This window comes from Massilia paldalensis, assembly GCF_044901715.1.
GTDB classification, from domain to species: Bacteria; Pseudomonadota; Gammaproteobacteria; order Burkholderiales; family Burkholderiaceae_D; genus Telluria; species Telluria paldalensis.
Genome location: NZ_JBJCIU010000004.1, coordinates 523,870 through 548,126, shown reverse-complemented (window position 1 = coordinate 548,126; position 24,257 = coordinate 523,870). Strand labels below are relative to the sequence as shown.

Annotated in this window: 24 protein-coding genes; 12 read left to right on the top strand and 12 right to left on the bottom strand. The window is 64.6% G+C overall.

The window, feature by feature from the left end; translation table 11 throughout:
- The first annotated feature begins 29 nt into the window (after nucleotides 1–29).
- The 3 genes from sucC to ACI1V7_RS21825 all read left to right on the top strand — a co-directional run bounded on the left by sucC (nucleotide 30) and on the right by ACI1V7_RS21825 (nucleotide 2,886).
- Nucleotides 30–1,199, top strand: a complete 1,170-nt coding sequence (gene sucC, locus ACI1V7_RS21835; protein ID WP_290414539.1) for an ADP-forming succinate--CoA ligase subunit beta — start codon at nucleotides 30–32, stop codon at nucleotides 1,197–1,199.
- Nucleotides 1,200–1,216: 17 nt separating this feature from the next.
- The gene (sucD, locus tag ACI1V7_RS21830; RefSeq protein ID WP_290414538.1) at nucleotides 1,217–2,098 is read left to right on the top strand and encodes a succinate--CoA ligase subunit alpha; all 882 of its coding nucleotides are present in this window, start codon (nucleotides 1,217–1,219) and stop codon (nucleotides 2,096–2,098) included.
- 326 nt (nucleotides 2,099–2,424) lie between these two features.
- Complete coding sequence (locus ACI1V7_RS21825) at nucleotides 2,425–2,886, top strand: pilin (RefSeq protein WP_404533952.1); 462 nt, start codon at nucleotides 2,425–2,427, stop codon at nucleotides 2,884–2,886.
- Nucleotides 2,887–2,932: 46 nt separating this feature from the next.
- Here the strand turns inward: ACI1V7_RS21825 and ACI1V7_RS21820 are convergent, their stop codons facing one another.
- The 3 genes from ACI1V7_RS21820 to ACI1V7_RS21810 all read right to left on the bottom strand — a co-directional run bounded on the left by ACI1V7_RS21820 (nucleotide 2,933) and on the right by ACI1V7_RS21810 (nucleotide 7,782).
- The gene (locus tag ACI1V7_RS21820) at nucleotides 2,933–3,649 is read right to left on the bottom strand and encodes a flagellar brake protein (RefSeq protein WP_404533951.1); all 717 of its coding nucleotides are present in this window, start codon (nucleotides 3,647–3,649) and stop codon (nucleotides 2,933–2,935) included.
- Between the two features lie 196 nt (nucleotides 3,650–3,845).
- On the bottom strand, nucleotides 3,846–5,933 hold the full coding sequence (locus ACI1V7_RS21815; protein WP_404533950.1) for a S9 family peptidase: 2,088 nt from the start codon (nucleotides 5,931–5,933) through the stop codon (nucleotides 3,846–3,848).
- Between the two features lie 61 nt (nucleotides 5,934–5,994).
- Nucleotides 5,995–7,782: a methyl-accepting chemotaxis protein gene (locus ACI1V7_RS21810; protein WP_404533949.1), complete on the bottom strand. Its 1,788-nt coding sequence runs from the start codon at nucleotides 7,780–7,782 to the stop codon at nucleotides 5,995–5,997.
- A 328-nt stretch (nucleotides 7,783–8,110) separates the two neighbouring features.
- On the opposite strand from ACI1V7_RS21810, the gene ACI1V7_RS21805 reads away from it, so the two are divergent.
- Nucleotides 8,111–8,437: a hypothetical protein gene (locus ACI1V7_RS21805; RefSeq protein WP_404533948.1), complete on the top strand. Its 327-nt coding sequence runs from the start codon at nucleotides 8,111–8,113 to the stop codon at nucleotides 8,435–8,437.
- 46 nt (nucleotides 8,438–8,483) lie between these two features.
- Here ACI1V7_RS21805 and pqqE read toward each other — a convergent pair whose 3' ends face one another.
- From pqqE to pqqA, 5 genes are read right to left on the bottom strand one after another with little or no spacing between them, the layout of a single operon-like run.
- Nucleotides 8,484–9,632, bottom strand: coding sequence for a pyrroloquinoline quinone biosynthesis protein PqqE (pqqE, locus tag ACI1V7_RS21800; protein ID WP_404533947.1), 1,149 nt, complete (start codon nucleotides 9,630–9,632; stop codon nucleotides 8,484–8,486).
- A 10-nt stretch (nucleotides 9,633–9,642) separates the two neighbouring features.
- Nucleotides 9,643–9,903 (bottom strand): pyrroloquinoline quinone biosynthesis peptide chaperone PqqD, encoded by a 261-nt coding sequence (gene pqqD, locus ACI1V7_RS21795; protein WP_404534179.1) that lies wholly within the window; start codon nucleotides 9,901–9,903, stop codon nucleotides 9,643–9,645.
- Nucleotides 9,904–9,917: 14 nt separating this feature from the next.
- Entirely contained in the window at nucleotides 9,918–10,610 is a 693-nt protein-coding gene (gene pqqC, locus ACI1V7_RS21790) for a pyrroloquinoline-quinone synthase PqqC (RefSeq protein WP_404533946.1), read from the bottom strand.
- A complete protein-coding gene (gene pqqB / locus ACI1V7_RS21785; RefSeq protein ID WP_404533945.1) occupies nucleotides 10,607–11,521 on the bottom strand; it encodes a pyrroloquinoline quinone biosynthesis protein PqqB in 915 nt (304 codons plus the stop codon). The genes pqqC and pqqB overlap by 4 nt, the downstream gene beginning before the upstream one ends.
- Before the next feature lie 54 nt (nucleotides 11,522–11,575).
- Nucleotides 11,576–11,650 carry a pyrroloquinoline quinone precursor peptide PqqA gene (gene pqqA, locus ACI1V7_RS21780; protein WP_404534177.1) on the bottom strand — a complete coding sequence of 25 codons (75 nt, stop codon included), beginning with the start codon at nucleotides 11,648–11,650 and terminating at the stop codon, nucleotides 11,576–11,578.
- A 388-nt stretch (nucleotides 11,651–12,038) separates the two neighbouring features.
- On the opposite strand from pqqA, the gene ACI1V7_RS21775 reads away from it, so the two are divergent.
- A complete protein-coding gene (locus ACI1V7_RS21775; protein ID WP_404533944.1) occupies nucleotides 12,039–13,463 on the top strand; it encodes a sugar porter family MFS transporter in 1,425 nt (474 codons plus the stop codon).
- A 6-nt stretch (nucleotides 13,464–13,469) separates the two neighbouring features.
- Here the strand turns inward: ACI1V7_RS21775 and moaC are convergent, their stop codons facing one another.
- Nucleotides 13,470–13,964: a cyclic pyranopterin monophosphate synthase MoaC gene (moaC, locus tag ACI1V7_RS21770; RefSeq protein ID WP_404533943.1), complete on the bottom strand. Its 495-nt coding sequence runs from the start codon at nucleotides 13,962–13,964 to the stop codon at nucleotides 13,470–13,472.
- Between the two features lie 105 nt (nucleotides 13,965–14,069).
- Between moaC and ACI1V7_RS21765 the strand changes: the two genes are divergently transcribed.
- Complete coding sequence (locus ACI1V7_RS21765) at nucleotides 14,070–15,671, top strand: M48 family metalloprotease (RefSeq protein WP_404533942.1); 1,602 nt, start codon at nucleotides 14,070–14,072, stop codon at nucleotides 15,669–15,671.
- Between the two features lie 152 nt (nucleotides 15,672–15,823).
- Here the strand turns inward: ACI1V7_RS21765 and ACI1V7_RS21760 are convergent, their stop codons facing one another.
- From ACI1V7_RS21760 to ACI1V7_RS21750, 3 genes are read right to left on the bottom strand one after another with little or no spacing between them, the layout of a single operon-like run.
- Nucleotides 15,824–16,426, bottom strand: coding sequence for a DUF2946 family protein (locus tag ACI1V7_RS21760; RefSeq protein WP_404533941.1), 603 nt, complete (start codon nucleotides 16,424–16,426; stop codon nucleotides 15,824–15,826).
- A gap of 4 nt (nucleotides 16,427–16,430) precedes the next feature.
- Nucleotides 16,431–17,423: a YheT family hydrolase gene (locus ACI1V7_RS21755; RefSeq protein ID WP_404533940.1), complete on the bottom strand. Its 993-nt coding sequence runs from the start codon at nucleotides 17,421–17,423 to the stop codon at nucleotides 16,431–16,433.
- A gap of 40 nt (nucleotides 17,424–17,463) precedes the next feature.
- Nucleotides 17,464–17,658, bottom strand: coding sequence for a zinc-finger domain-containing protein (locus ACI1V7_RS21750; RefSeq protein WP_404533939.1), 195 nt, complete (start codon nucleotides 17,656–17,658; stop codon nucleotides 17,464–17,466).
- Nucleotides 17,659–17,864: 206 nt separating this feature from the next.
- Between ACI1V7_RS21750 and ACI1V7_RS21745 the strand changes: the two genes are divergently transcribed.
- The 6 genes from ACI1V7_RS21745 (at nucleotide 17,865) to ACI1V7_RS21720 (ending at nucleotide 24,255) form a co-directional block, all read left to right on the top strand.
- Nucleotides 17,865–18,620, top strand: a complete 756-nt coding sequence (locus ACI1V7_RS21745; RefSeq protein WP_404533938.1) for an AzlC family ABC transporter permease — start codon at nucleotides 17,865–17,867, stop codon at nucleotides 18,618–18,620.
- A complete protein-coding gene (locus ACI1V7_RS21740; protein WP_404533937.1) occupies nucleotides 18,613–18,957 on the top strand; it encodes an AzlD domain-containing protein in 345 nt (114 codons plus the stop codon). Before ACI1V7_RS21745 ends, ACI1V7_RS21740 begins: the two co-directional genes overlap by 8 nt.
- A gap of 163 nt (nucleotides 18,958–19,120) precedes the next feature.
- A complete protein-coding gene (locus ACI1V7_RS21735) occupies nucleotides 19,121–20,326 on the top strand; it encodes a phosphoglycerate kinase (protein ID WP_404533936.1) in 1,206 nt (401 codons plus the stop codon).
- A 54-nt stretch (nucleotides 20,327–20,380) separates the two neighbouring features.
- Entirely contained in the window at nucleotides 20,381–21,841 is a 1,461-nt protein-coding gene (gene pyk, locus ACI1V7_RS21730) for a pyruvate kinase (RefSeq protein WP_404533935.1), read from the top strand.
- A gap of 231 nt (nucleotides 21,842–22,072) precedes the next feature.
- Nucleotides 22,073–23,137 carry a class II fructose-bisphosphate aldolase gene (fba, locus tag ACI1V7_RS21725; RefSeq protein ID WP_404533934.1) on the top strand — a complete coding sequence of 355 codons (1,065 nt, stop codon included), beginning with the start codon at nucleotides 22,073–22,075 and terminating at the stop codon, nucleotides 23,135–23,137.
- A 221-nt stretch (nucleotides 23,138–23,358) separates the two neighbouring features.
- The gene (locus tag ACI1V7_RS21720; RefSeq protein WP_404533933.1) at nucleotides 23,359–24,255 is read left to right on the top strand and encodes a phosphoribosylaminoimidazolesuccinocarboxamide synthase; all 897 of its coding nucleotides are present in this window, start codon (nucleotides 23,359–23,361) and stop codon (nucleotides 24,253–24,255) included.
- Nucleotides 24,256–24,257: the final 2 nt, after the last annotated feature.

The window sequence follows — 24,257 nt, the reverse complement described above, 5'->3', positions numbered from 1 at the left end:
TTAATCAGTAACGAAGAAGGGAAGCCAGCATGAAGATCCATGAGTATCAGGGCAAAGAAATCCTCCGGAAATTCGGAGTGACCGTTCCGCGCGGCATTCCGTGCATGTCGGTCGACGAAGCCGTCAAGGCAGCTGAAGAACTCGGTGGCCCGGTCTGGGTTGTCAAGGCACAGATCCATGCTGGCGGTCGCGGCAAGGGCGGCGGCGTCAAGGTCGCCAAGTCGATCGATCAAGTGCGCGAATACGCGAACCAGATCATGGGCATGCAACTGGTCACCCACCAGACCGGTCCGGAAGGCCAGAAAGTCCGTCGCCTGCTGATCGAAGAAGGCGCCGACATCAAGAAAGAACTGTACGTGTCGCTGGTCACCGACCGCGTCACCCAGAAAGTCGTGCTGATGGCCTCGTCGGAAGGTGGCATGGACATCGAAGAAGTCGCACACAGCAACCCGGAAAAAATCCACAGCATCGCGATCGACCCGAAAGCCGGCCTGCAGGATGCCGAGGCCGACGACATCGCCCGCAAGATCGGCGTGCCGGAAGGCTCGATCGAAGCCGCCCGCGCGAACCTGAAAGGCCTGTACCAGGCTTACTGGGAAACCGACGCGTCGCTGGCTGAAATCAACCCGCTGATCCTGACCGGCGACGGCAAGGTCATCGCCCTGGACGCCAAGTTCAACTTCGACTCGAACGCCCTGTTCCGCCACCCGGAAATCGTCGCCTACCGCGACCTGGACGAAGAAGATCCGGCCGAAGTCGAAGCGTCGAAATTCGACCTCGCCTACATCTCGCTGGACGGCAACATCGGCTGCCTGGTGAACGGCGCCGGCCTGGCCATGGCCACCATGGACACCATCAAGCTGTTCGGCGGCGAGCCGGCCAACTTCCTGGACGTGGGCGGCGGTGCCACCGCGGAGAAGGTCACCGAAGCCTTCAAGATCATGCTGAAGAACCCGGGCCTGAAAGCCATCCTGGTCAACATCTTCGGCGGCATCATGCGCTGCGACGTGATCGCCGAAGGCGTGATCACCGCTTCGAAGGCCGTCTCGCTGCAGGTGCCGCTGGTCGTCCGCATGAAGGGCACCAACGAAGACCTGGGCAAGAAGATGCTGGCCGACTCCGGCCTGCCGATCATCTCGGCCGATACCATGGAAGACGCAGCGAAGCAGGTCGTCGCCGCTGCTGCTGGACAAGCCTAATTCGCGAAGGAAACAAAATGTCGATTCTGATCAACAAAGACACCAAAGTCATCACCCAAGGCATCACCGGCAAGACCGGCCAGTTCCACACCCGCATGTGCCGTGACTACGCGAACGGCCGCGAGGCATTCGTCGCCGGCGTGAACCCGAAGAAAGCCGGTGAAGACTTCGAAGGTATCCCCATCTTCGCGAACGTCAAAGAAGCCAAGGCCGAAACCGGCGCCAACGTGTCGGTCATCTACGTCCCGCCGGCAGGCGCCGCCGCCGCCATCTGGGAAGCCGTGGAAGCCGAGCTGGACCTGGCAATCTGCATCACCGAAGGCATCCCCGTCCGCGACATGATGGAAGTCAAGGATCGCATGGCCAAGGCCGGTTCGAAGACCCTGCTGCTGGGCCCGAACTGCCCGGGCCTGATCACCCCGGACGAAATCAAGATCGGCATCATGCCGGGCCACATCCACAAGAAGGGCCGCATCGGCGTCGTCTCGCGCTCGGGCACCCTGACCTATGAAGCAGTCGGCCAGCTGACCGCGCTGGGCCTGGGCCAATCGTCGGCAGTCGGCATCGGCGGCGACCCGATCAACGGCCTGAAGCACATCGACGTGATGAAGATGTTCAACGACGATCCGGATACCGATGCCGTCATCATGATCGGCGAGATCGGCGGCCCGGACGAGGCGAACGCTGCTTACTGGATCAAGGACAACATGAAGAAGCCGGTCGTCGGCTTCATCGCCGGTGTCACCGCTCCTCCGGGCAAGCGCATGGGCCACGCCGGCGCGCTGATCTCGGGCGGCGCCGACACCGCGCAAGCCAAGCTGGAAATCATGGAAGCCTGCGGCATCAAGGTCACCAAGAACCCGTCGGAAATGGCACGCCTGCTGAAGGCCATGCTGTAACCCTGCGGTCTTCGATCTGCCACTGAAAAGGAGCGCTACGGCGCTCCTTTTTGTTTGTGCGGGTGGCATGGGTGGCGGCCTGGGGCGACAATTTTTGGCTGCGTACCGACGGGTTTTGGCAGGCCGACAAATTTTGCGCATGCCAAGTGACAAAAATTGTCACTCGGGCCCGTGCAAACGACGGGTTTTGCCGGGTTTGGTGGCAAAAACCGAAAAATTCCGTACGGAAATAAACTGGCACGCCGCTTGCATATAGAAGAGCAGAAGCAAGCAGTAACCGGATACGCAATACGACCTTTAACGCATCACCCAACTGGAGAGATACCATGAAAGCACCGCACATCAACAAGAAGGCCGAAGGCGGCTTCACCCTGATCGAACTGATGATCGTCGTCGCGATCATCGGCATCCTGGCTGCTGTGGCGATTCCGCAGTACCAGAACTATGTGGCCAAGTCGAAGTTTTCGGCTGCGCTGGCTGAAATCTCGGCCGGTAAAACCGGTTTCGATGTCAAACTGAACGAAAACGGTACTGCTCCGACCAGCGCTGGCGAAATCGGTATGAAAGACGGCACTGCCAACTGCAGCCGCGTGGGCGTTAGCGCTGATGGTATCACCTGCCTGATCCAAGGCGGCCCGTCGGCCGTCGCTGGCAAGATCGTTAGCCTGCGTCGTACCGACGCCGACGGTTGGGTTTGCCACCAGAACATCGGCACTGGCTCTGCCAACGTGATTGGAACGAGCAAGTGCGATGGCACCAACACCATTACTATTGCAGCCGCTCAGTAATACAGCAATGCAGAAAAAACCCGGCCTCGGCCGGGTTTTTTTTCGCCTACACAATCCGCTGCCGATCCGCCAGCACCACCTCGTACGTCAGATTCTGCAGCAGCGTGAAGTGCACCGGATCCAGGTCCACGAACTGCACCCCGTACGCGAATCCCGCCGACTGTTCCGTCCCCCCGCCCAGCACGTTCACGTTGCGGATCGCCGCCCGCGCCTTGATCGGCACGTCTTCCTCGTTCGCCGGTGACACCAGCGAGAACATCAAGTCCAGTTCGCCGCTCTCGCGCGGCAGGGGCTCGCGCATCTCCACCCGCGCACCGTGCACGCTCAGGTTCGTCAGCTGGCAGTCCCGCATGCCGGCCCAGTCGGCGTCCAGCTGTGCAGCGATGTCGACGCGCACCCGCATCGCCGTGCGCAGGCTCGTGCCCTGGATGGTGCGGGGGAAGGAGAGGTGGGCGTAGAACAGCGGCCGGTCGAAGACCCGCTCGACCGTGCAGGCGAAGGAACACACGTTCACGCCCGAGAACACGCGGATGGTGACGCGCTCGCCTTCCGTCAGCGCGATCGGCGCATTCTTCTCGAACGGGATCTTGACGATCAGGTACTCGTCCTTCAGCCAGCCGATGAGGGTAGAGAAATGCTGGACTGGCTTCAGGCGCCGGTGGGTCAGCAGTTGCAGGCGGACGCCGACCTGCAGGTTCATCGATTCGAAGTCGAAGGTTTGCGGTGGGAATTCGCGCTCCGCCGGCGCGTCGTTCATCCTCATTGTTACTGTCAATTGATGAGATACTGACAGTATAAGTGAGGAAACATTTTATTGCTGGCAATAATATGGTCCCGTTCATACAAACGGGACCGTCCGTCGTCCTGCGCAGGCAGGGACCCAAGTTCATTACGCATCTCGACGGCGCGGAAAAATTGGGTCCCTGCCTTCGCAGGGACGACGGGTAGTGAGGAGTGACTTATTGCTTCAAGTGCTGGTCGAGCCACCCGTTCACGGTATGGTGCCACAGCAGCGAGTTGGCCGGCTTCAGCACCCAGTGGTTCTCGTCCGGGAACACGAGCAGCTTGCTCTCGATACCCTTGCGCTGCAGCGCCGTGAATGCCGACAGCCCTTGCGCCGTGGGGATGCGGAAGTCGAGGTCGCCCTGCACGACGAGCATCGGCGTCTTCCAGTTGTTCACGAACAGCACCGGATTGAACTTCTCGTGGTTCTGCGGCACCTTGAAGTAGGAGCCGCCGCTTTCCCAGTCGGTGAACCATTGTTCCTCGGTCGAGAAGGCCATGCCGCGGGTATCGAACACGCCGTCGTGGTTGACGATGCACTTGAAGCCGTCGGACCAGTTACCCTGGATCCAGTTCATCATGTAGCCGCCGTAGGAAGCACCCAGCGCGCAGGCGCGCGAGCGGTCCAGCCACGGATACTTGGCCACTGCGGCGGCCAGGCCCTTCTGCAGGTCCTCGAGCGGCTTGCCGCCCCAGTCGCCGCTGATGGCGTCCGTGAACTTCTGGCCGTAGCCGGTCGAGCCGTGGAAGTCGATGAACACGGCCGCATAGCCGGCGCCGGCATAGGTCTGCGGATTCCACCGGTAGCTCCAGCCGTTGCCGAAGCTGCCTTGCGGGCCGCCGTGGACCAGGAAGGCGATCGGGTACTGCTTGCCCGGTTCGTAGTTCCACGGCTTCATCACGTGGCCGTAGACGGTGTCGCCGTTCGCGCCCTTGAACGAGAACTGTTCGGATTCGCCCCAGCGCACGTCGGCCAGGCGTTCCGTGTTCAGGGTGGTCAGCTGGACGGGGTTGACGCTGCCCGCCTTGACGGCATACAGCTGGGCGCCGGAGGACAGGTTCGCCTGCGTGTAGGCGAGCGTACCGCCGCGCAGGTCGTAGCCGCCGATGGCGCCCTTGCCGGTCAGGGCGGTGACCTTGCCGGAGGCGGTATCGATCGAGAACAGGCGGTGCTGGCCGACGTCTTCCGCATCGACGACGAGCGCCTTGCCGTCTGCGCTCCACTGCAGGCCGCCGGCCGAACGGTCCCAGTCGGCGGCCAGCTTGCGCTTGGCGCCGCTGGCCACGTCCATCAGCATCACCTGGTAGCGGTCGGCCTCGAAGCCGGGACGCGCCATGGCGAGGTAAGCGAGGGTGCGGCCGTCCGGCGAGAATACGCCCTTGGCGTCCCAGGCCGGATTGTCGGCGGTGAGGTTGCGCGGCGCCTGGCCGCCCGCAGCAGGGACCGTGTACAGGTCGAAGTTGGTCGACCATGCCTCGGTCTTGCCGGCGATGCGCACGGAGAACACGATAGCCTTGCCGTCCGGGCTGAAGCGGTATTCCTCGCGGTCGCCGAACGGTTTCGAGGGCACGTCGCCGTCGAGCATGCCGGACAGGCTGACGGGCTCGCCGGCACCCTTGGCGACCTTGCCGGCGGCGTCCAGCGGCAGCGAATACAGCACGGCGTTGCGGCCGTCGGCCCAGGTGTCCCAGTGGCGCACGAACAGGCGGTCGTAGACCATGCCCGTGGCCTTGTCCTTGGCCTTCGCTTCCATGCGTGCCTTGGTGCAGGCGAGGTCGGCGCAGTCGCGGAACACGGCCATGCTGAGGGCGATGCGGTCACCCGTGGGCGAGACGCGGAAGTTGTCGACGTCGAGGGGCAGGTCGGTCACGCGGACCGGCTCGCCCGCCTTGTCGCCCTTCAGCGGCAGGCGCCATACCTGCGACGAACCCGAGCGCGCGGACAGGAAATAGATGGCGTCGCCCTTGCCCGACCATTCCGGGTCGGTGCTGCTGGCGGCATGGGAGGTCAGGCGCTGCGGCGCCGGCCTGGCCGCCTTCAGGTCGACCAGGTACAGGTCGGTGTGACTCTTGTTCTTGGCCACGTCGGTGCTGCGCACCGTGTAGACGACGCGGCTGCCGTCCGGCGACACCACCGGGGTGCCGACACGGTCCATCGCGACCATGTCCTCGACCGTGAAACCGCGCGGCGCGGCCACTGCGGGCACTGCAACCGCGCTCGATGCCGCCATGGCCACAGCCAGCGCTAGCGTACTTACTTTCATTCCCGTCCTCATGCAAGGCAAAGGGAACAATTTACCATGCGCAAGCTGGGCCGGGAATCGTTCAGAACTCTTCCCAGTCTCCTTCGGCCGTTGCGGCGGCCTTGGCAGTCTTGCCGGCTTTGGCAGGACGCACGGTGCGCGCCGCGGCGGACGGTGCCGCCAGCGCGGCCTTGGCCGGCTGCTTCGCGCCGGATGCTGGCGCCGGTGCCGGAGCGGACGCGGCTGCAGGGGCCGAAGCACGGGCCGACGCAATTGCCGATGCAGGGGCCGACGCCGGCGTCGCCTGGCGCGCGGCGGTGCGGAACACGCTGACCAGTTCCGACAGCTTGCCGGCCTGCGCCTGCAGCGACTCCGACGCCGCCGCCGCTTCCTCGACGAGGCCCGCGTTCTGCTGCGTGACGTGGTCCATCTGGCTGATGGCTTCGTTGATCTGCTCGATGCCTGTGGTCTGCTCGCCGCTCGCCGCCGTGATCTCGGCCATGATGTCGGCCACGCGCTGGATGCTGTCGACCACTTCCTGCATCGTGCTGCCGGCCTGGCCCACGAGCCTGCTGCCGGCGCCGACCTTGTCGACCGAGTCGCCGATCAGTTCCTTGATTTCCTTGGCGGCGGTGGCCGAGCGGTGCGCCAGCGTGCGCACCTCGCCCGCCACGACGGCGAAGCCGCGGCCCTGCTCGCCGGCCCGAGCCGCCTCGACGGCGGCGTTCAGCGCCAGGATATTCGTCTGGAAGGCGATGCTGTCGATGACGGCGATGATGTCCACGATCTTCTTCGACGAGGCGTCGATCGAGCCCATGGTCTCGACCACCTGCGCCACGACGGCGCCGCCCTGCGTTGCCACGCTCGAGGCCGTCATCGCCAGCGTGTTGGCCTGGCGCGCATTGTCGGCGTTCTGCTTGACCGTCGACGTCAGTTCTTCCATCGACGAGGCCGTTTCTTCGAGCGAGCCGGCCTGCTCTTCGGTACGCGAGGACAGGTCCATATTGCCGCTGGCGATCTGGCTCGAGGCCGAGGCGATCGCATCGGTGCCGGCGCGTACTTCGGTGACGATGGTGGCGAGGCGGTCGCGCATGCTCTTCATCGCGAACAACAGGCTCGACGTGTCGCCGGCGCGCAGCTGCACGTCGCTGACCAGGTCGCCCGAAGCGATGCGGCCCGCGACGTCGGCCGCATACGCCGGTTCGCCGCCGAGCTGGCGCGTCAGGCTGCGCGTGATCAGCACGCCCAGCGCGACGCCGGACAGGGCGCTGCACACGACCAGCAGCAGCATCATCGTGCGGCTGGTGCGGTAGGAGGCGAAGTTGGCGTCGTTGGTATCGCTGGCCAGCTTTTCCTTGCGCTTGGCCAGTTCCGTCATCTTGTCGTCGACCACCTGGGAACGGGGCATGAAGGTGCCGAACAGGTAGTCGATCGAGGCGCGCTGCGGCTGCAGGGCATCGTCCTTGGCCAGCTTGAGCAGCGCAGCAATGTCGTTGTCATAGCTGCTCAGCTGCGCATCGAGCTCGGCGAAGGCGCGCTTCCCGTCGTCGGTGGTGAACAGCGGACGGGCGCGGTCCAGGTTGTCATGCATCATCTTCTTGTAGTTCTCGAGATTCGCCAGCGTCTTGCTGCGCTGCTCGTCGCTGGATGCCAGCATCACGCCGCGCAAGGCGCGCCCGATGTAGATCAGGTCGATGTTCGCTTCCTTGGTATAGGACAGGCCGAGCAGCTCGTTCTGATACAGGCGCTTGGCGCGCTCGTTCATCTGGTCCATGCTGACGATGCCGATGGCGGCCACGATGGTGCCGAGCAGGGCAATGGCAAGAAAACCCAGGATCAGCCGCGTGCCGACCTTCATTTGTTGAAACATGTCGTCATTCTCCAGAATGGATGGGCCAGGCAGGCGAGGATTCGGCGTAGCCGGCAATTAGTGGTTTCTGGAGAAATGTTAATTGATCCGTGGAAATTATCGAAGGATATGTGAAATAAATCGTCGAGACTGGCGTATTTTTCCCACGTTACATTGACAATATTGCCCAGGTGGCAGCGCGCCACTGGCGCCAGATCGTGTCATTAAGTTACATTCATCATGTAATGGTTGTCCCAGATTCGGCGCACGGTCCGGCGCGATCAATGTGCGTGCCGGATCCGGAAGTAAGCTCGATGCGCGGTATCCACCGTAACCCTCAGGAGTCATCATGACGAGCATGAAACCGGAAGCAATCCTTTCCCTTACCCCCGTACCCGCCCAGTGGGTCGATACCTGGTCCGGCGTCGCCTCCCTGTACCGGGACGCCATGCAGGCCAGCGTCCAGCAACTGGTGCTCAGTTCGGCGAGCATCATCCAGGAACAGACGATGCGTGCCTTCATGGCCGCATCCAATGCCTGCGCGGAGGCGCTGGCCAGGAATGCCATGACGGTGCAGCAGCAATCGATGGTGCGGTTCGCCGACGCGCACCAGCAGGCGCTCGGCCTGATGGGGCGGGCATGGACGGCGGGCTGGACGGGCGACGGCAAGGCCTGAGGGGGCAGGCCACGCACGTGAGGCGCGGCGCGGCGCCTGCCCCTGCCTATTTCGGGCTTAGCGTGCGTGAATTGGCGTCGGTGCGGAACAGGATCGGCTGTGTACCCTGCGGCAATGCCTGCGCGCGTTGGGCATGCATCACGATGGCGTGCACGTCGCCATGGCTGGGCGATTTGGCGCAGACGGGGTCGGCATTCTCCGCGTCCCCCGTCATCGCATAGGCCTGGCAGCGGCAACCGCCGAAGTCCCGGTGTTTTTCGCTGCAATCGCGGCAGGGCGGTTTCATCCACGCATCGCCGCGGTAGCGGTTGAAGGCGCCGCTGGCGTACCAGATGTCGCGCAAGGATGTATCGCGCACGTTGGGGAAGGCGATCCCAGGCAGCGAGCGCGCCGCGTGGCAGGGCAGGGCGCTGCCGTCCGGTGCAATGCCGAGGAAGACGGAGCCCCAGCCGTTCATGCAGGCCTTCGGACGTTCCTCGAAATAGTCGGGCACCACGAACAGGATGCGCATCCGGTTGCCGATGCGCGCGCGGCATGCCTCGACCGTTGCCTCGGCGCGCGCCAGCTGTTCGCGCGTCGGCATCAGCTGCGCCCGGTTGACGAGCGCCCAGCCGTAATACTGCGTGTTGGCCAGCTCCAGGTATTCCACGCCCATGTCGAGCGCCATCTCGATGATGCGCTCCACGTGGTCGAGGTTGAAGCGGTGCAGCACGACGTTCAGCACCATCGGGTAGTCGTACTGCTTGATCAGGCGGGCGACCCGCGACTTCAGGTCGAAGGTCTTCGTGCTCGACAGGAAGTCGTTCATTTCCCGGGTCGAATCCTGGAACGACAGCTGGATGTGGTCGAGGCCCAGTTCCTTCATGCGCGCCAGACGCGCCTCGGTGAGGCCGATGCCGGACGTCAGCAGGTTCGTGTAGAACCCCAGCCGGCGGCCTTCGCCGACGAGTTCCTCGAGGTCGTCGCGCATCAGCGGTTCGCCGCCCGAAAAGCCGAGCTGGGCCGCGCCGAGCTGGCGCGCCTGGCGCATCACGTCGAACCACTGTGCCGTGTCCAGCTCGGCGCGCTCGTTCGCATAGCCGACGGGATTGAAGCAGAACGGGCAGTGCAGGGGGCAGCGGTAGGTCAGCTCGGCCAGCAGCCACAGCGGTGGCGCGATGGCCGGCGTGACGGCGGCAGGTAGGGGCGCGTTCATGGTCGCGGCCTCAGCTGATCCAGCCGCGCTCGCTGGCCGCGCGCAGGAATTCCTCGACGTCGTCCTGCAGGCCGCGCTGGTCGAACGCCTGTTCGAGCTCGGCGACCATGTCCGGCACGGAATGCTTGCCGTCGCAGCGCTTGAGGATCTCGGCCGCGCTCTGGTTCAGGTTCACCATGCCTTCGGGATACAGCAGCACGTAGCTGTTCTGCGCCTCTTCCCACTGCATGCGGAACAGGCGGGACAAGGCGGGCTTTTCTGGAACGGTCATCATGGCATCTTCCGTCAGGGGTAGGCGTTGTCGATGGCGTCGAGCATGGCCCACAGGATGTCGAGCTTGAACTGCAGGATCTCGAGCGCGCGTTCCTGCTGGGCGCGCGTGGTGAAATGGTCCAGCGTGACCTGCAGGCCGTGTTCGACGTCGCGTTCGGCCAGCGAGATGCGGCTGCGGAAATACTGCAGGCCGGCCGGGTCGATCCAGCCGTAATGGACGGGCCAGTTGGCCAGCCGGTCCTTGTGGATCTTGGGCGCGAACATTTCCGTCAGCGAGGAACAGACGGCTTCCTGCCACGGCACCTGGCGCGCGAAATTCACGTAGGCGTCGACGGCGAAGCGCACGCCCGGCACCACGTGGCGCTGCGACCAGAGTTCGTCGCGGCCGAGACCGACGGCTTCGCCCAGCCGCACCCAGGCTTCGATGCCGCCTTCGTCCTCGCCGGTACCGTCGTGGTCGAGGATGCGCCGCACCCACTTGCGCCGCGTCTCGCGGTCCGGGCAATTGGCGATGATGGCGCCATCCTTGCGCGGAATGTTGATCTGGTAATAGAAGCGGTTGGCGACCCAGCCGCGAATCTGTTCTGGCCGCAACAGGCCCTCGTTCATCCGGACGTTGAACGGATGGTGGATGTGGTAACCGGCACCGCGCGCGCGCAATTGCGCTTCGAATTCCTCGCGGTTCCAGGGTGCAGCAAGCGTCATGGGACGATCTCCATGCCGTCGAACGCGACTTCGATGCCGTGGCGCGCCAGTTGCGCGCGTTGGGGCGAGTCTTCGTCCAGGATCGGATTGGTGTTGTTGATGTGGATAAGGATCTTGCGCCGGTCGCCGATGCGGTCGAGCACCTCGATCATGCCGCCTTCGCCCGACAGCGGCAGGTGGCCCATGTCGGCCGCCATCTTCTTGGACAGGCCCAGCGCGATCATCTCGTCGGCCGTCCACAGCGTGCCGTCGACCAGCACGCAGTCGGCCGCTTGCATCGCCGCCTCCACGTGCGGCTCGATGACGCCGAGTCCCGGCGCATAGAACACGGAGCGGCCGCTGGCGATGTCCTCGATCAGCAGGCCGATATTGTCCCCCGGCTCGGGCCGCTCGCGGTGCTTGGAATAGGGCGGGGCCTTGCTGCGCAGGGCCAGCGGCGTGAAGCGGATGCCATCGATGCCGGGCACCTGCGTCGCGGCGCTGCCGTCGACGGGCAATGCGTGCCAGTGCACGCCGCAGTAATGGGACAGCACGGAGGCCAGCGGCAGTCCGTGCTCGAGTTCGTTCCACACGGGCGCCGTGCAGTACAGCGGCAGGGTCTTCCCCTCGCGCAGCATCAGCAGGCCGGTGACATGGTCGATCTGCGCATCCATCAGCATGACGGCGGCAATGCCGGTATCCCGCGCGGCGCGTGCCGGCTGCAGGGCAGGGGTGGCGCGGATCTGGGTCAGGATATCGGGCGAGGCATTGATCAGCACCCAGTCCTGCCCGTTGGACGACACGGCAATCGACGATTGCGTGCGCGCCGTGGCGCGGAGGGTGCCGTTGCGCAGCCCGGCACAATTACGACAGTTGCAATTCCACTGCGGAAAACCGCCACCGGCGGCGGAGCCCAGGACGAGAATCTTCATCGGGCGAGCCAGCCGGTGCCGGACATGGCGTCATTATTGCCGACACCGTGCATATCAGCGATTCAGGATGTACATCGTGATTTCGAAACCGAAACGGCGGTCGATGAATTGCGGCTTGGTCCAGCTCATGGTCGTTCTCCTGGAAGTGTTGAGGAAGAATGCATCTACACGTAACTCTACTGGAAAGCCACGCAGGGTGTAGGCGATATGGAACACGCAATAACCATGCCACTGGCAGACGCCCGGCCGCCGCCCGTCCAGGCCTTCATGTGTGGCAAAACTGAACAACGACCGACGCGTACTGACACGCTTCCGGCACAGCAAAAAAGGTGTCGAATGGTGAATTATGTACGTTCCCAAACATTCGTGCAAATGGGGTTGATGTATCCTTCATGAAAGAAAAGCGAAGCTATTGCGATATAAGCAATCAATCGTGTTCCAGACGTGTTCCTGGGCGAGAAGGAGGAGACCCGCTGTCTTGCGACAGTTCCGTCCACCAGCCAAAGGATACGCATCGATGTCTACCACTACCACGCCGGCCGCCGTAACGGCGCCGCCCGATACGAAGGAAAGCCGCTTCGTCTTCAAAGTCGCGCTCGCCGCCACCATGGGCGCGCTCGCCTTCGGCTACGACACGGGCGTCATCTCGGGTGCGCTGCCCTTCATGAGCACCCCGGTCGCAAACGGCGGCCTCGGCCTCACCCCCGTCACGGAAGGCATCGTGACCTCGGCCCTCGTGTTCGGCGCCGCGTTCGGCTCGCTGATGGCCGGTACGCTCTCCGACCGCTATGGCCGCCGCACGACGCTGCTGGGCCTGTCGCTCGTGTTCATGATCGGCGTGCTGGGCACGGCGCTGGCGCCCTCCGTCGCCGTCATGGTCGCGATGCGCTTCGTGCTGGGCCTGGCCGTGGGCGGAGCTTCGTCGACGGTGCCCGTGTTCATCGGCGAAATGGCCGGCCCCAGCCGCCGCGCCCGGCTCGTCAGCCAGAACGAATTGATGATCGTCAGCGGCCAGTTGATCGCCTACATTCTCAACGCGCTATTGGCCTACCTGTCCGATTCCCCGCACGTGTGGCGCTACATGCTCGGCATTGCCGCGGTGCCGGGCGTGCTGCTGGGCATCGGGATGCTGTTCGTGCCGGCGTCGCCGCGCTGGCTGGCCAGCAAGGGCCGCATGGAGGAGGCGCGCGCCGTGCTGCAACAGATCCGGTCGAGCGACAAGCAGATCGACAAGGAAATGGCCGACATGGTCAAGCTGAACGAGATCGAGCACGACCAGGTCGGCTGGTCGGCCGTGATGGCGACGCCCTGGATCCGCAAGCTGCTGTGGATCGGCATCGGCCTGGGCTTCGTGGCCCAGTTCACGGGCGTGAACGCCTTCATGTACTTCACGCCGATCATCCTGAAGTCGACGGGCCTGGGCACGAACGCGGCGCTGACGGCCACCATCGGCAACGGCGTCGTGGCCGTGATCGCCACCTTCTTCGGCATCTGGCTGATCGGCAAGCATGGCCGCCGCCCGATGCTGATGACCGGCCTCGGCTTCGTCGTCGCCTCCCAGGCCGCGCTGGGCGCCGTGCTGCTGTGGATGCCAGACGGCCTGGCGAAAAGCTATACGGCGCTGGCCTGCATCCTGTGCTTCCTGCTGTTCATGCAGATGCTGATTTCGCCCGTGTACTGGCTGCTGATGTCGGAACTGTTCCCCATGCACCTGCGCGGCGTGCTGACCGGCACCGCCGTCGCCTGCCAGTGGATCTTCAACGCCCTGGTGGCGCTGCTGTTCCCCATCGCCATGGCCCAGTTCGGTAGCGCCACGTTCTTCGTGTTCGCCGCCATCAATGTCGGCTCGCTGATCTTCGTCGCGACCTGCCTGCCGGAGACCAAGGGCAAGTCGCTGGAAGGGCTGGAGAAGTACCTGGAGAAGGAATTGACGGGCGCCTGAGGGCGACTAGACGGCGGCGGTCCAGTCCCCGGACTTGCCGCCATGCTTTTCCAGCACGCGCACGTCCGTCATGACCATGCCGCGGTCGACCGCCTTGCACATGTCATAAATGGTCAGCAAGCCGACCTGCACGGCCGTCAGCGCCTCCATCTCGACCCCCGTCTTGCCAACCAGCTCGACCTGGGCGCGGCAGTGCACGCTGTTCTTCGCATCGTCGATCTCGAAGTCGACGGCGACGCGGGTCAGCGCCAGCGGATGGCACAGGGGGATCAGGTCGCTGGTGCGCTTGGCGGCCATGATGGCGGCGATGCGGGCGACGCCGAGGACGTCGCCTTTCTTGGCGCTGCCGCTTTTAACCAGTTCCAGGGTTTCCGGCTTCATGCGGATGGTGCCGGCGGCGACGGCGACGCGGTGGGTCTCGTTCTTGGCGCCGACGTCCACCATATGGGCCTGGCCGGCGTCGTCGAAGTGGGTGAGGTGGTCGGAGGCGGGCGTCGTCATGGTGTGAATGCTGGGTCTGAGCTGTCGTATCGAAGTTTGGCCGGACGGTAACACCGGCCGGGAAGCGGGTATCATAGCACCGTGAAACCGAACCCGATTCGAGCGATGTTGCAGCAATCACCATCCTGGCGGCGCGTGGTCACGGCCGCCTGCCTGGCCGTCGCCGCCGGCTTTGCGCTGGCCGCCCCCGCCACGTCCCCCACGCCGACGACGCCCGTCCTGCGCGGCGTTACCGATCTCAACAGCCTGCCGACGCTGGGCGATACGGCGCGCGCCGATTTGTCGCCCGTCTTCGAGCGCAAGATCGGCGAGGAGATCATGAACGACATCCGGCGCGACCGCGACTACCTCGACGACGACCCGACCCTCGAGTTCCTGAACAATTTCGGCGAGAACCTCGTGCAGGCGGCGCCGGGCGCGCGCGGCGAGACGAATGCGGATTTCTTCTTCTTTGCCGTGCGCGATCCGATGATCAATGCGTTCGCGCTGCCCGGCGGCTTCATCGGCGTGCACTCGCAGCTCTTGATCGCGGCCCAGAACGAATCCGAGCTCGCTTCCGTGCTGTCGCACGAGATCGGCCACGTGCAGCAGCGCCACATCGCGCGCATGATCGGCCAGCAGAAGCAGGATGCGCTGTTGCCGCTGGCCGCGCTGCTGCTGGCGGCGCTGGTGGGCAAGGCCGGCGGCGGGGCCGATGCGGCGATCGGCGTGGCGATGGGCGGGCAGGGCCTGGCGATCCAGCGCCAGTTGAATTTCAGCCGCGACGCCGAGCGCGAGGCCGACCGCGTCGGCTTCCAGACGATGCGCACGGCGGGCTATGACACGACCGGCATGGTCAATTTCTTCAAGCGCCTGCAGAGCACGACGCGGCTGTACGGCGAGGCGCCGGCCTGGCTGTCCAGCCACCCGCTGACGGGCGAGCGCATCGCCGACATCCAGGCGCGCATCCGCGACAATCCGAAGCCGGGCCGCATCAAGCCGGACAGCATCGAATTCCACCTTGTGCGCGCGCGCGCCCGCGTGCTGCAGGACGAAAGCCAGAACGGACGCGACGAGGCGCGCTCCACGTTCGAGGCCCAGATGGCCGAGCAGAACACCCAGCACCAGACGGCCGGCATGTACGGCATGGCCTTCCTGGCCTTCAGGCAGGGCGACCTGAAAGGGGCCCAGTCCTGGCTCGACAAGGCGCGTGCCTCGACGAAACCGAAACCCGGCGTGCTGTCCGCGGAGCGTCCCGGTCCGAACGGCGAGGCGATGTTCGCCCAGCTCGAGATCGACATCAAGATGGCACCCGGCCAGCCGCCCGAGGTGGTGGCCCAGGCCGCCCAGCAGGCGGAACAGGTCTACCACCGCTACCCGCTGTCGCGCATGGCGGCGCGCCAGTATGCTGATGCGCTGATCGCGGCCGGCAAGCTGGACCAGGCCGGCGCCTTCCTGCGGGATCAGGTGCAGCAGTACCGCGAGGAACCCAAGCTGTACGACAAGCTGGCCAAGACCTATGCGGCCCAGGGCAAGATCGCCCTGCAGCACATGGCGCTGGCCGAGTCCTATGTGCTGACGGGGGCGGTACCGGCGGCCGTCGATCAGCTCGACCTGGCGCGCAAGGCGAAGGACGTGTCGTTCTACGACCAGTCGGTGATCGATGCGCGCGAGCGGGAATTGAAGGAAAAGCAGAAGCAGGACAAGAAGGACAAGAAGGACGAGTAAGCGGAATAAGCGTCATCAACGCGACGTCATCAGTGCCGTCGTCCCTGCGCAGGCAGGGACCCAATTTGTAGGCGCAGCCGTAACGCTAACAGAACTTGGGTCCCTGCCTGCGCAGGGACGACGTGGTTTGTCGTTACGTGGTGCGGACAATGCTATTTCGGCGGGTTCAACCGATCCGGCCGCTGCACGAACCCAAACCGCTCCGCCATCCCGTCCGCCCGGATCCGCTGCACGTTCACCAAGCCTCCCTTCCAGCACAGCGCCAGTTCCCCGCCGCCGTGCTCCAGCCACGCCAGCAGTTCCTCGTCGCCCACCGGCTTGCCGTCGCGCTCCAGCGCATGCAGCAGGTAGGCCACGTCGCGGTCGTCGACCTGGGCGGTGACGTCCCCCGCGCGCAGCACGATCGCGCCCGCCTCGGTGAGGAATACCTCGTCCGGCGCGGCCAGCGGCTGGCCCGTCTGCAGCACGAAGCCGTGGACCGGGTCGGTGCGCGCGATGAAGGGCGTCGCTTCCAGGTTCACGTAGACCCGCTGCGGGCCGTTCTGGAAATACCAGCAGCCGCGTTCGTCGTGCAGGTAGTTGCGGTTGATGAAGCCGACCAGCGCCTCGTTGTTGAGCTTGTCGCCGGGGCTGCCCGCTTGCTGGGCCGCTTCGTCGCGCATGCGCCAGGCGCCGCGCGCATCGAGGGCCAGCCAGCCGTAGCAGTGCGGCACGTTCGGCCACTTGGCCATTGCCTGTCTTACGATGTCGTCCATGCGATCAAGCTTGGCATACCTTTGCCGGTTCCGGCGCGCGCATCGGCGACCCCGCCAGCGTGTCGAAGAAATGCAGGATGCGTGTTGCCAGCCAGTCCAGGCGGCCTGGAAATGGCCCGGTGGAAAAGCCCACGTGGCCACCCTGTTCCGGATACTCCAGCGTCACGGCGCGCGAGGCCGCGGTCGGCAGGTGGTGGCCCGGCAGGAAAGGGTCGTTGCGGGCGTTCAGCACCAGCGTGGGCACCGTGATGTCGGGCAGGACGTGCCTGGCGCTGGCGCGGTGCCAATAGTCGTCCGTGTCGCGGTAGCCGTGCAGCGGCGCCGTCACGACATTGTCGAAGCTGTACAGGTCGCGCGCGGCCATCAAGCGCTCGCGGTCGAACAGGCCGGGATAGCGCTCCAGCTTGGCCAGCGCCTTGGGTTTCAGGGTTTCCAGGAACATGCGCGTGTACAAGCGGTTGAAACCGGTGGACAGCGCCGCGCCACCGGCGGCCAGGTCGAGCGGGGCGGAGACGGCCACGGCGGCATCGACGATGGCCGCGCCGTGGCGCTGCTCGCCCAGCCAGCGCAGCAGGACGTTACCGCCCAGCGAGACCCCGGCCGCGTAGAACGGCCCCGGATGGCGCGGCCGCAGGCGGCGGATGATCCAGTCGAGTTCCTCGGCGTCGCCGGAATGGTAGAAGCGCGGGGCCAGGTTCGCCTCGCCCGAGCAGCCGCGGAAATGCGGGATGACGCCGTGCCAGCCGCGCGCCTTGACGGCGGCCATGAGCGAGCGTGCGTAATGGCTGTCCGACGAGCCTTCCAGGCCGTGGAACAGCAGCACGCAGGGACTGCCCGTCTCGCCGTCGACGTGGTCGACGTCGATGAAATCCTGGCCGCAGGGCGTGTCCCAGCGCTCGCGACGGAACGCGACCGGCGGCTTGGCGATGCACGTCGCCGGATAGATCGTCTGCAGGTGGCCGCCCGGCAGCCACCATGGCGCCCGGTATTCCTTCATGGCGCTACAGTACAGGCCGGCAGGCGGCGCGGGAGCCGGATCAGTGGTGGCCGAGCGATACGCCTGCCGCCAGCTGGTACTGGGTGCCGCAGTACGGGCACTTGGCATGGCCGTGGTGATCGAAATCCAGGAAGACGCGCGGGTGGGACGACCACAGCGGCATGGCCGGGTTCGGGCAATACGCGGGCAAATCTTTCGCCTGCAGTTCCACCACGGGGATGGTCTTCTCGTTCATTGACAGCTCCATCAAGAAATAATATCGACAAGATCATGATTTTAACGGATTCGACCTCATTGGCGGCGGCCTTCGGTAGAATAGCGAGCCGATTACTGTCGAGTAGAGTTTCTATTTAGAAATTCACGCGAACTATCACAACGTTGTATGCCCCATCGCCTCTTGCTTGCCGCCCTGGATCATTGCTTTTGTTGCAGGAATGCGACATGAATTCGGCGCATCCGGACGCAGGCAAGCTCGACATTGCGGCATTCGACCGTCACGACCCCGTGGCCTGGCGCGACGGCTTCCAGACCGGCCTGCCGACGCTGTTCGGTATCGGCGCCTGGGGCCTCGTCATCGGCGTGGCCATGGTCAAGGGCGGCCTGACCGTATGGCAGGCCACCGTCATGACGCTGACCGTGTTCGCCGGCTCGGCCCAGCTGGCCTCGCTGCCGCTGATCGTCGCCGGCGCGCCGCTGTGGGTGATCTTCGCGACGGCCCTCGTCGTGAACCTGCGCTTCGTGATCTTTTCCGTCCTGCTCGGCCCGCATTTCTCGCACCTGCCGTGGTTCCAGCGCTTTTATCTCGGCTATATCTCTGGCGACATCTCCATCGCCCTCTACCTGCAGCGTTATCCGAACCCGACGCCGGCGCCGGGCAAGCTGTCCTTCCTCAAGGGCTTGATGGTGCCGAACTGGGTGTCGTGGCAGATCGGCTCGCTGGCCGGCATCTTCCTGGGCAGCGCCGTGCCGAGCGAATGGCAGCTCGGCTTTGCCGGCACGCTGGCGATCCTGTGCGTGATGGTGCCCCTGACGGTGAACAGCGCCGCGCTGTGCGGGGTGGTGGTGTCCGGCGTCGTCGCCGTGCTGGCCTGTGGCCTGCCGTACAAACTGGGGCTGCTGCTGGCCGTGCTGGTGGGCATGGTGACGGCGATGGCGGTCGAGGAAAACATCCTGCGCAAGAGAGGGCGCCATGGCTGAGTGGGAAATCTGGCTCGTGATCCCCGTGCTGTGCGCGGCGACGGCGTGCACCCGCAGCGTGTTCTGGCTGGTCGGCCACCGCGTCAATATTCCGCCGCGCGTGCAGGAGATGCTGCGCTATGCGCCGGCCTGTGCGCTGGCGGCCATCATCGGCCCCGACCTCGTACTCGGTACGCATGGCGAAGTCGAACTCGACCTGGCCAATCCGAAGCTGCTGGCGGCAATGGCGTCGCTGGGATATTACTTGTGGCGCCGTAACATGCTGCAGACCATCGTGTTTGGCATGCTGGTCTTCACACTCTTGCGCATATCTCATATTTTTGGCAACGTTAGCTAAGAAGCCCGAGCCAGCTGCTGCGCGTTGCAGGGCGGGCCTGCGATGCTCGCTGTACGTCCGTACAGCTGCGCTTCTCATCCCGTCCTGCTGCCGCTCGCGACGCTGGATCAAGCTTCTTCGTAGAGTAAAATAGCTTTTTTTTCACCAGACAAGACTGCTGACAATGGCCGTTCTCAATTTCACCCGCTTGCAAGACCTGATCGACCAAGGCGCGCTGAAAGGCAAGCGCGTCTTCATTCGCGCCGACCTGAACGTACCGCAGGACGACGCCGGCAACATTACCGAAGACACGCGCGTGCGCGCTTCGGTTCCCGCGATCCGCGCCGCGCTTGATGCCGGTGCTGCCGTAATGGTCACGTCGCACCTGGGCCGTCCGACCGAGGGCGAATTCAAGCCGGAAGACAGCCTGGCGCCCGTCGCCAAGCGCCTGTCCGAGCTGCTGGGCCAGGAAGTCGCACTGAAACAGGACTGGGTCGATGGCGTGGACGTCGCTCCCGGCCAGGTCGTGCTGCTGGAGAACTGCCGCGTCAACAAGGGTGAAAAGAAGAACGACGACGGCCTGGCCCAGAAGATGGCCAAGCTGTGCGACGTCTATGTCAACGATGCGTTCGGCACCGCCCACCGCGCCGAGGCGACCACCCACGGCATCGCGAAGTTCGCGCCGGTCGTGGCGGCCGGCCCGCTGCTGGCGGCCGAGCTGGATGCGCTGGGCAAGGCCCTGGGCGCGCCCCAGCGCCCGCTGCTGGCCATCGTCGCCGGCTCCAAGGTCTCGACCAAGCTGTCGATCCTGCAGAGCCTGGCCGACAAGGTCGACAACCTGATCGTCGGCGGCGGCATCGCCAATACCTTCATGAAGGCCGTGGGCCTGAACATCGGCAAGTCGCTGGCCGAAGCGGACCTGGTGAACGAAGCCAAGGCCATTATCGACAAGATGGCCGCGCGCGGCGCGCAGGTGCCGATTCCCGTCGACGTCGTGTGCGCCAAGGAATTCGCGCCGACCGCCGCCGCGACCGTCAAGGACGTCAAGGATGTCGCCGACGACGACATGATCCTGGACATCGGCCCGAAGACGGCTGCCCAGCTCGCCGAGCAGATCGGCCAGGCCGGCACCATCGTGTGGAACGGCCCCGTCGGCGTGTTCGAGTTCGACCAGTTCGCCGAGGGAACCAAGACCCTGGCGCACGCCATTGCACGTTCCAAAGGATTCTCGATTGCAGGTGGAGGAGACACCCTGGCTGCGATCGCCAAATACCAAATTGCCGACCAGATCGGCTATATCTCGACCGGCGGTGGCGCCTTCCTCGAGTTCCTCGAAGGGAAGACGCTGCCGGCAGTGGAGATCCTGCTGCAGCGCAGTGCTGCAAAATAATATAAACGGTATCGGCGCAGCTTCGGGCTGCGCTTTTCTTTCAAGGATAGATCAATGTCTCGTGGTACCAAGATCGTCGCCACCATCGGCCCTGCTTCCCAGGATTTCGACACCCTCGTCCGCATGATTCGTGCCGGCGTCGACGTCGTGCGCTTGAATTTCTCGCACGGCAAGGCCCAGGACCATATCGACCGCGCTGCCCTCGTGCGCCGCGCCGCCGCCGAGTGCGGCCGCGAAGTCGCCATCATGGCCGACATGCAGGGTCCGAAGATCCGCGTCGGCAAGTTCGAGGAAGGCAAGATCTTCCTGAACAATGGCGACCAGTTCATCCTGGATGCGAAGTGGGGCGATAACGGCGAACTGGGCAACCAGGAACGCGTCGGCCTGGACTACAAGGCCTTGCCGCGCGACGTCAAGCCGGGCGACCGCCTGCTGCTGAACGACGGCCTGATCGTGCTCGTCGTGGACCGCGTCGTGGGCCACGAGATCTATACCGTCGTCAAGGTCGGCGGCGAACTGTCGAACAACAAGGGCATCAACCGCCAGGGCGGCGGCCTGACGGCGCCGGCGCTGACCTCGAAGGACATGGAGGACATCAAGACGGCGGCCAGCTTCCAGTGCGACTACCTGGCGATCTCGTTCCCGAAGAGCGCGACCGACATGGAAATGGCGCGCCAGCTGGCCAATATCGCGGGCGAGCCGTTCGGCCACAAGCCGATGATGATCGCCAAGATCGAGCGCGCCGAGGCGATTCCCGTGCTGCAGGAAATCCTGGACGCATCGGACGGCATCATGGTCGCCCGCGGCGACCTGGCCGTCGAGGTCGGCAACGCCGCCGTGCCGGCGCTGCAGAAGCGCATGATCCGCATGGCGCGCGAATCGAACAAGCTGGCCATCACCGCGACCCAGATGATGGAGTCGATGATCGTCAACGCCGTCCCGACCCGCGCCGAAGTCTCGGACGTGGCCAACGCCGTGCTGGACGGCACCGACGCCGTGATGACCTCGGCCGAGACCGCATCGGGCAAGTACCCGGTCGAGACCATCGAGATGATGTCGGCGATCTGCGTGGAAGCGGAGCGTTCCGAGTACAACAAGCTGGAAGCGGACTTCCTGAACGTGCAGTTCACCCGCATCGACCAGTCGATCGCCTACGGCACGCTGTTCACCGCGCACCACCTGCGCGTGAAGGCGATCGTGGCGCTGACCGAATCGGGCTCGACCGCGCTGTGGATGAGCCGCCACTCGATCGATACCCCGATCTATGCGCTGACCCCGTCGCAGACGACGCAGCGCAAGGCGTCGCTGTATCGTAACGTGCAGGCTTTCCACCTGCTGCAGGAAGGCGGCAGCCATGCCGTGCTGCGCAAGGCCGAGGAACTGCTGATGCGCGAAGGCGTCGTACGCAAGGGCGACCTGATCGTCGTGACCTGGGGTTCCCCGATGGGCCAGGCCGGCGGCACCAATGCACTGAAGATCGTCCGTGTCGGCGATCTCGATCAAACGGGAGCTTGAACAAACCGTAGCGAGCACCGCATGCATTCTGGCTGAACGTGCCAGGATGTGAGCGCAGCAGGTTTGTATGGCTCCCGTAAAAGTAGTGCTCAAACCACGTCGTCCCTGCGCAGGCAGGGATCCAATTTGGCGAGCGCAGCCGTAACGCCGGCAAATTGGGCCCCTCCCTTCGCAGGGGCGACGGTGAGCATTGCTTTTGTACCGTTTTCTTTATTGTATGGAGCTTAAACCATGGCACTCGTATCAATGCGTCAACTGCTGGACCACGCCGCCGAATTCGGCTACGGCCTGCCGGCGTTCAACGTCAACAACCTGGAACAGGTCCAGGCCATCATGGCCGCGGCCGACGCCACCGGCAGCCCGGTGATCATGCAGGCCTCGGCCGGCGCCCGCAAGTACGCCGGCGAAGCCTTCCTGCGCCACCTGATCGACGCCGCCGTCGAGGCCTATCCGCACATCCCGGTCGTCATGCACCAGGACCACGGCCAGTCGCCGGCCGTGTGCATGGCCGCGATCCGCTCGGGCTTCACCTCGGTGATGATGGACGGTTCGCTGGAAGCGGACGGCAAATCGGTCGCTTCGTACGAGTACAACGTCGAAGTGTCGAAGGAAGTCGTCAAGTTCGCGCACTCGATCGGCGTCACCGTCGAAGCCGAACTGGGCGTGCTCGGTTCGCTGGAAACGATGAAGGGCGACAAGGAAGACGGCCACGGCGCGGACCGCACCATGACCCGCGAAGAACTGCTGACCGACGTGGCCCAGGCCGCCGACTTCGTGGCCAAGACCCAGTGCGACGCGCTGGCCATCGCCATCGGCACCTCGCACGGCGCCTATAAATTCACGCGCAAGCCGACCGGCGACATCCTGGCCATCGACCGCATCAAGGAAATCCACGCGCGCATCCCGAACACCCACCTGGTGATGCACGGCTCCTCGTCGGTGCCGCAGGAACTGCTGGCGATCATCCGCGAATTCGGCGGCGACATGAAGGAAACCTATGGCGTGCCGGTCGAGGAAATCCAGGAAGGCATCAAGCACGGCGTCCGCAAGATCAACATCGACACAGACATCCGCCTGGCGATGACGGCCGCGATCCGCAAGTACCTGTTCGAGAACCCGGCCAAGTTCGACCCGCGCGACTACCTGAAGCCGGCCCGCGAAGCGGCGACGGAAGTCTGCAAGGCGCGCTACCTGGCCTTCGGCTGCGAAGGCATGGCCGCGAAGATCAAGCCGATCCCGCTGGACAAGATGGCCGAGCGCTACAAGAAGGGCGAGCTGGCGCAGATCGTGCAGTAACCTTCGCCACGTCCTTGAAGCCGTCGTCCCTGCGCAGGCAGGGACCCAATTTTCGTCGCCGAGCCACGAACTTGGGTCCCCGCCTTCGCGGGGACGACGTTTTTATTGAAAGAAGTAGCGAAGAATTCGCGTAAAATACCGCTTTGGCGCAGGCATCAAGCCCTGAATCCTCATACCGGCGGCCAACACCGCCGGTTTCGCTTTATCAAGACATCCCCTCTATGAAAAGCCTTTACCAGTCCACTATTTCCTCCCTGCCGCTGCTCGGCCACGGCAAGGTCCGCGACAACTATGCCGTCGGCGACGACAAGATCCTGATCGTTACCACCGACCGCCTGTCGGCGTTCGACGTCGTGATGAACGAGCCGATCCCCGGCAAGGGCATGGTGCTCAACCAGATGAGCGATTTCTGGTTCGAGAAGCTCGGCCACATCGTGCCGAACCACCTGACCGGCGTGGCGCCGGAGTCCGTGGTCGCCCCGGAGGAAGTGGACCAGGTGAAGGGCCGCGCCGTCGTCGCCAAGCGCCTCAAGCCGATCCTCGTCGAGGCCGTCGTGCGCGGCTACATCATCGGCTCGGGCTGGAAGGATTACCAGGCCACGGGTTCCATCTGCGGCATCGACCTGCCGGCCGGCCTGCGCCAGGCGGACAAGCTGCCGGAGCCGCTGTTCACCCCGGCCGCCAAGGCCGACCTGGGCGAGCACGACGAGAACATCAGCTTCGCCGACATGGAACAGCGCATCGGCACGGAACTCGCGAACAAGATCCGCGACGTGAGCATCCAGCTGTACACGGCCGCCGCCGACTACGCGGCCACCCGCGGCATCATCATCGCCGACACCAAGTTCGAGTTCGGCCTGGACGAGAACGGCGTACTGCACCTGATGGACGAAGTGCTGACCGCCGATTCCTCGCGCTTCTGGCCGGCCGACTCGTACGCGCCGGACATGTCGCCGCCGTCGTTCGACAAGCAGTTCGTGCGCGACTACCTGGAAACGCTGAAGGACTGGAACAAGGCCCCGCCGGCGCCGGCGCTGCCGCCGGAAGTCATCGAAAAAACCCAGGCCAAGTACTTCGAAGCCATCGAACGCCTGACCGGCGAGAAGCTGAAGGTATAAGC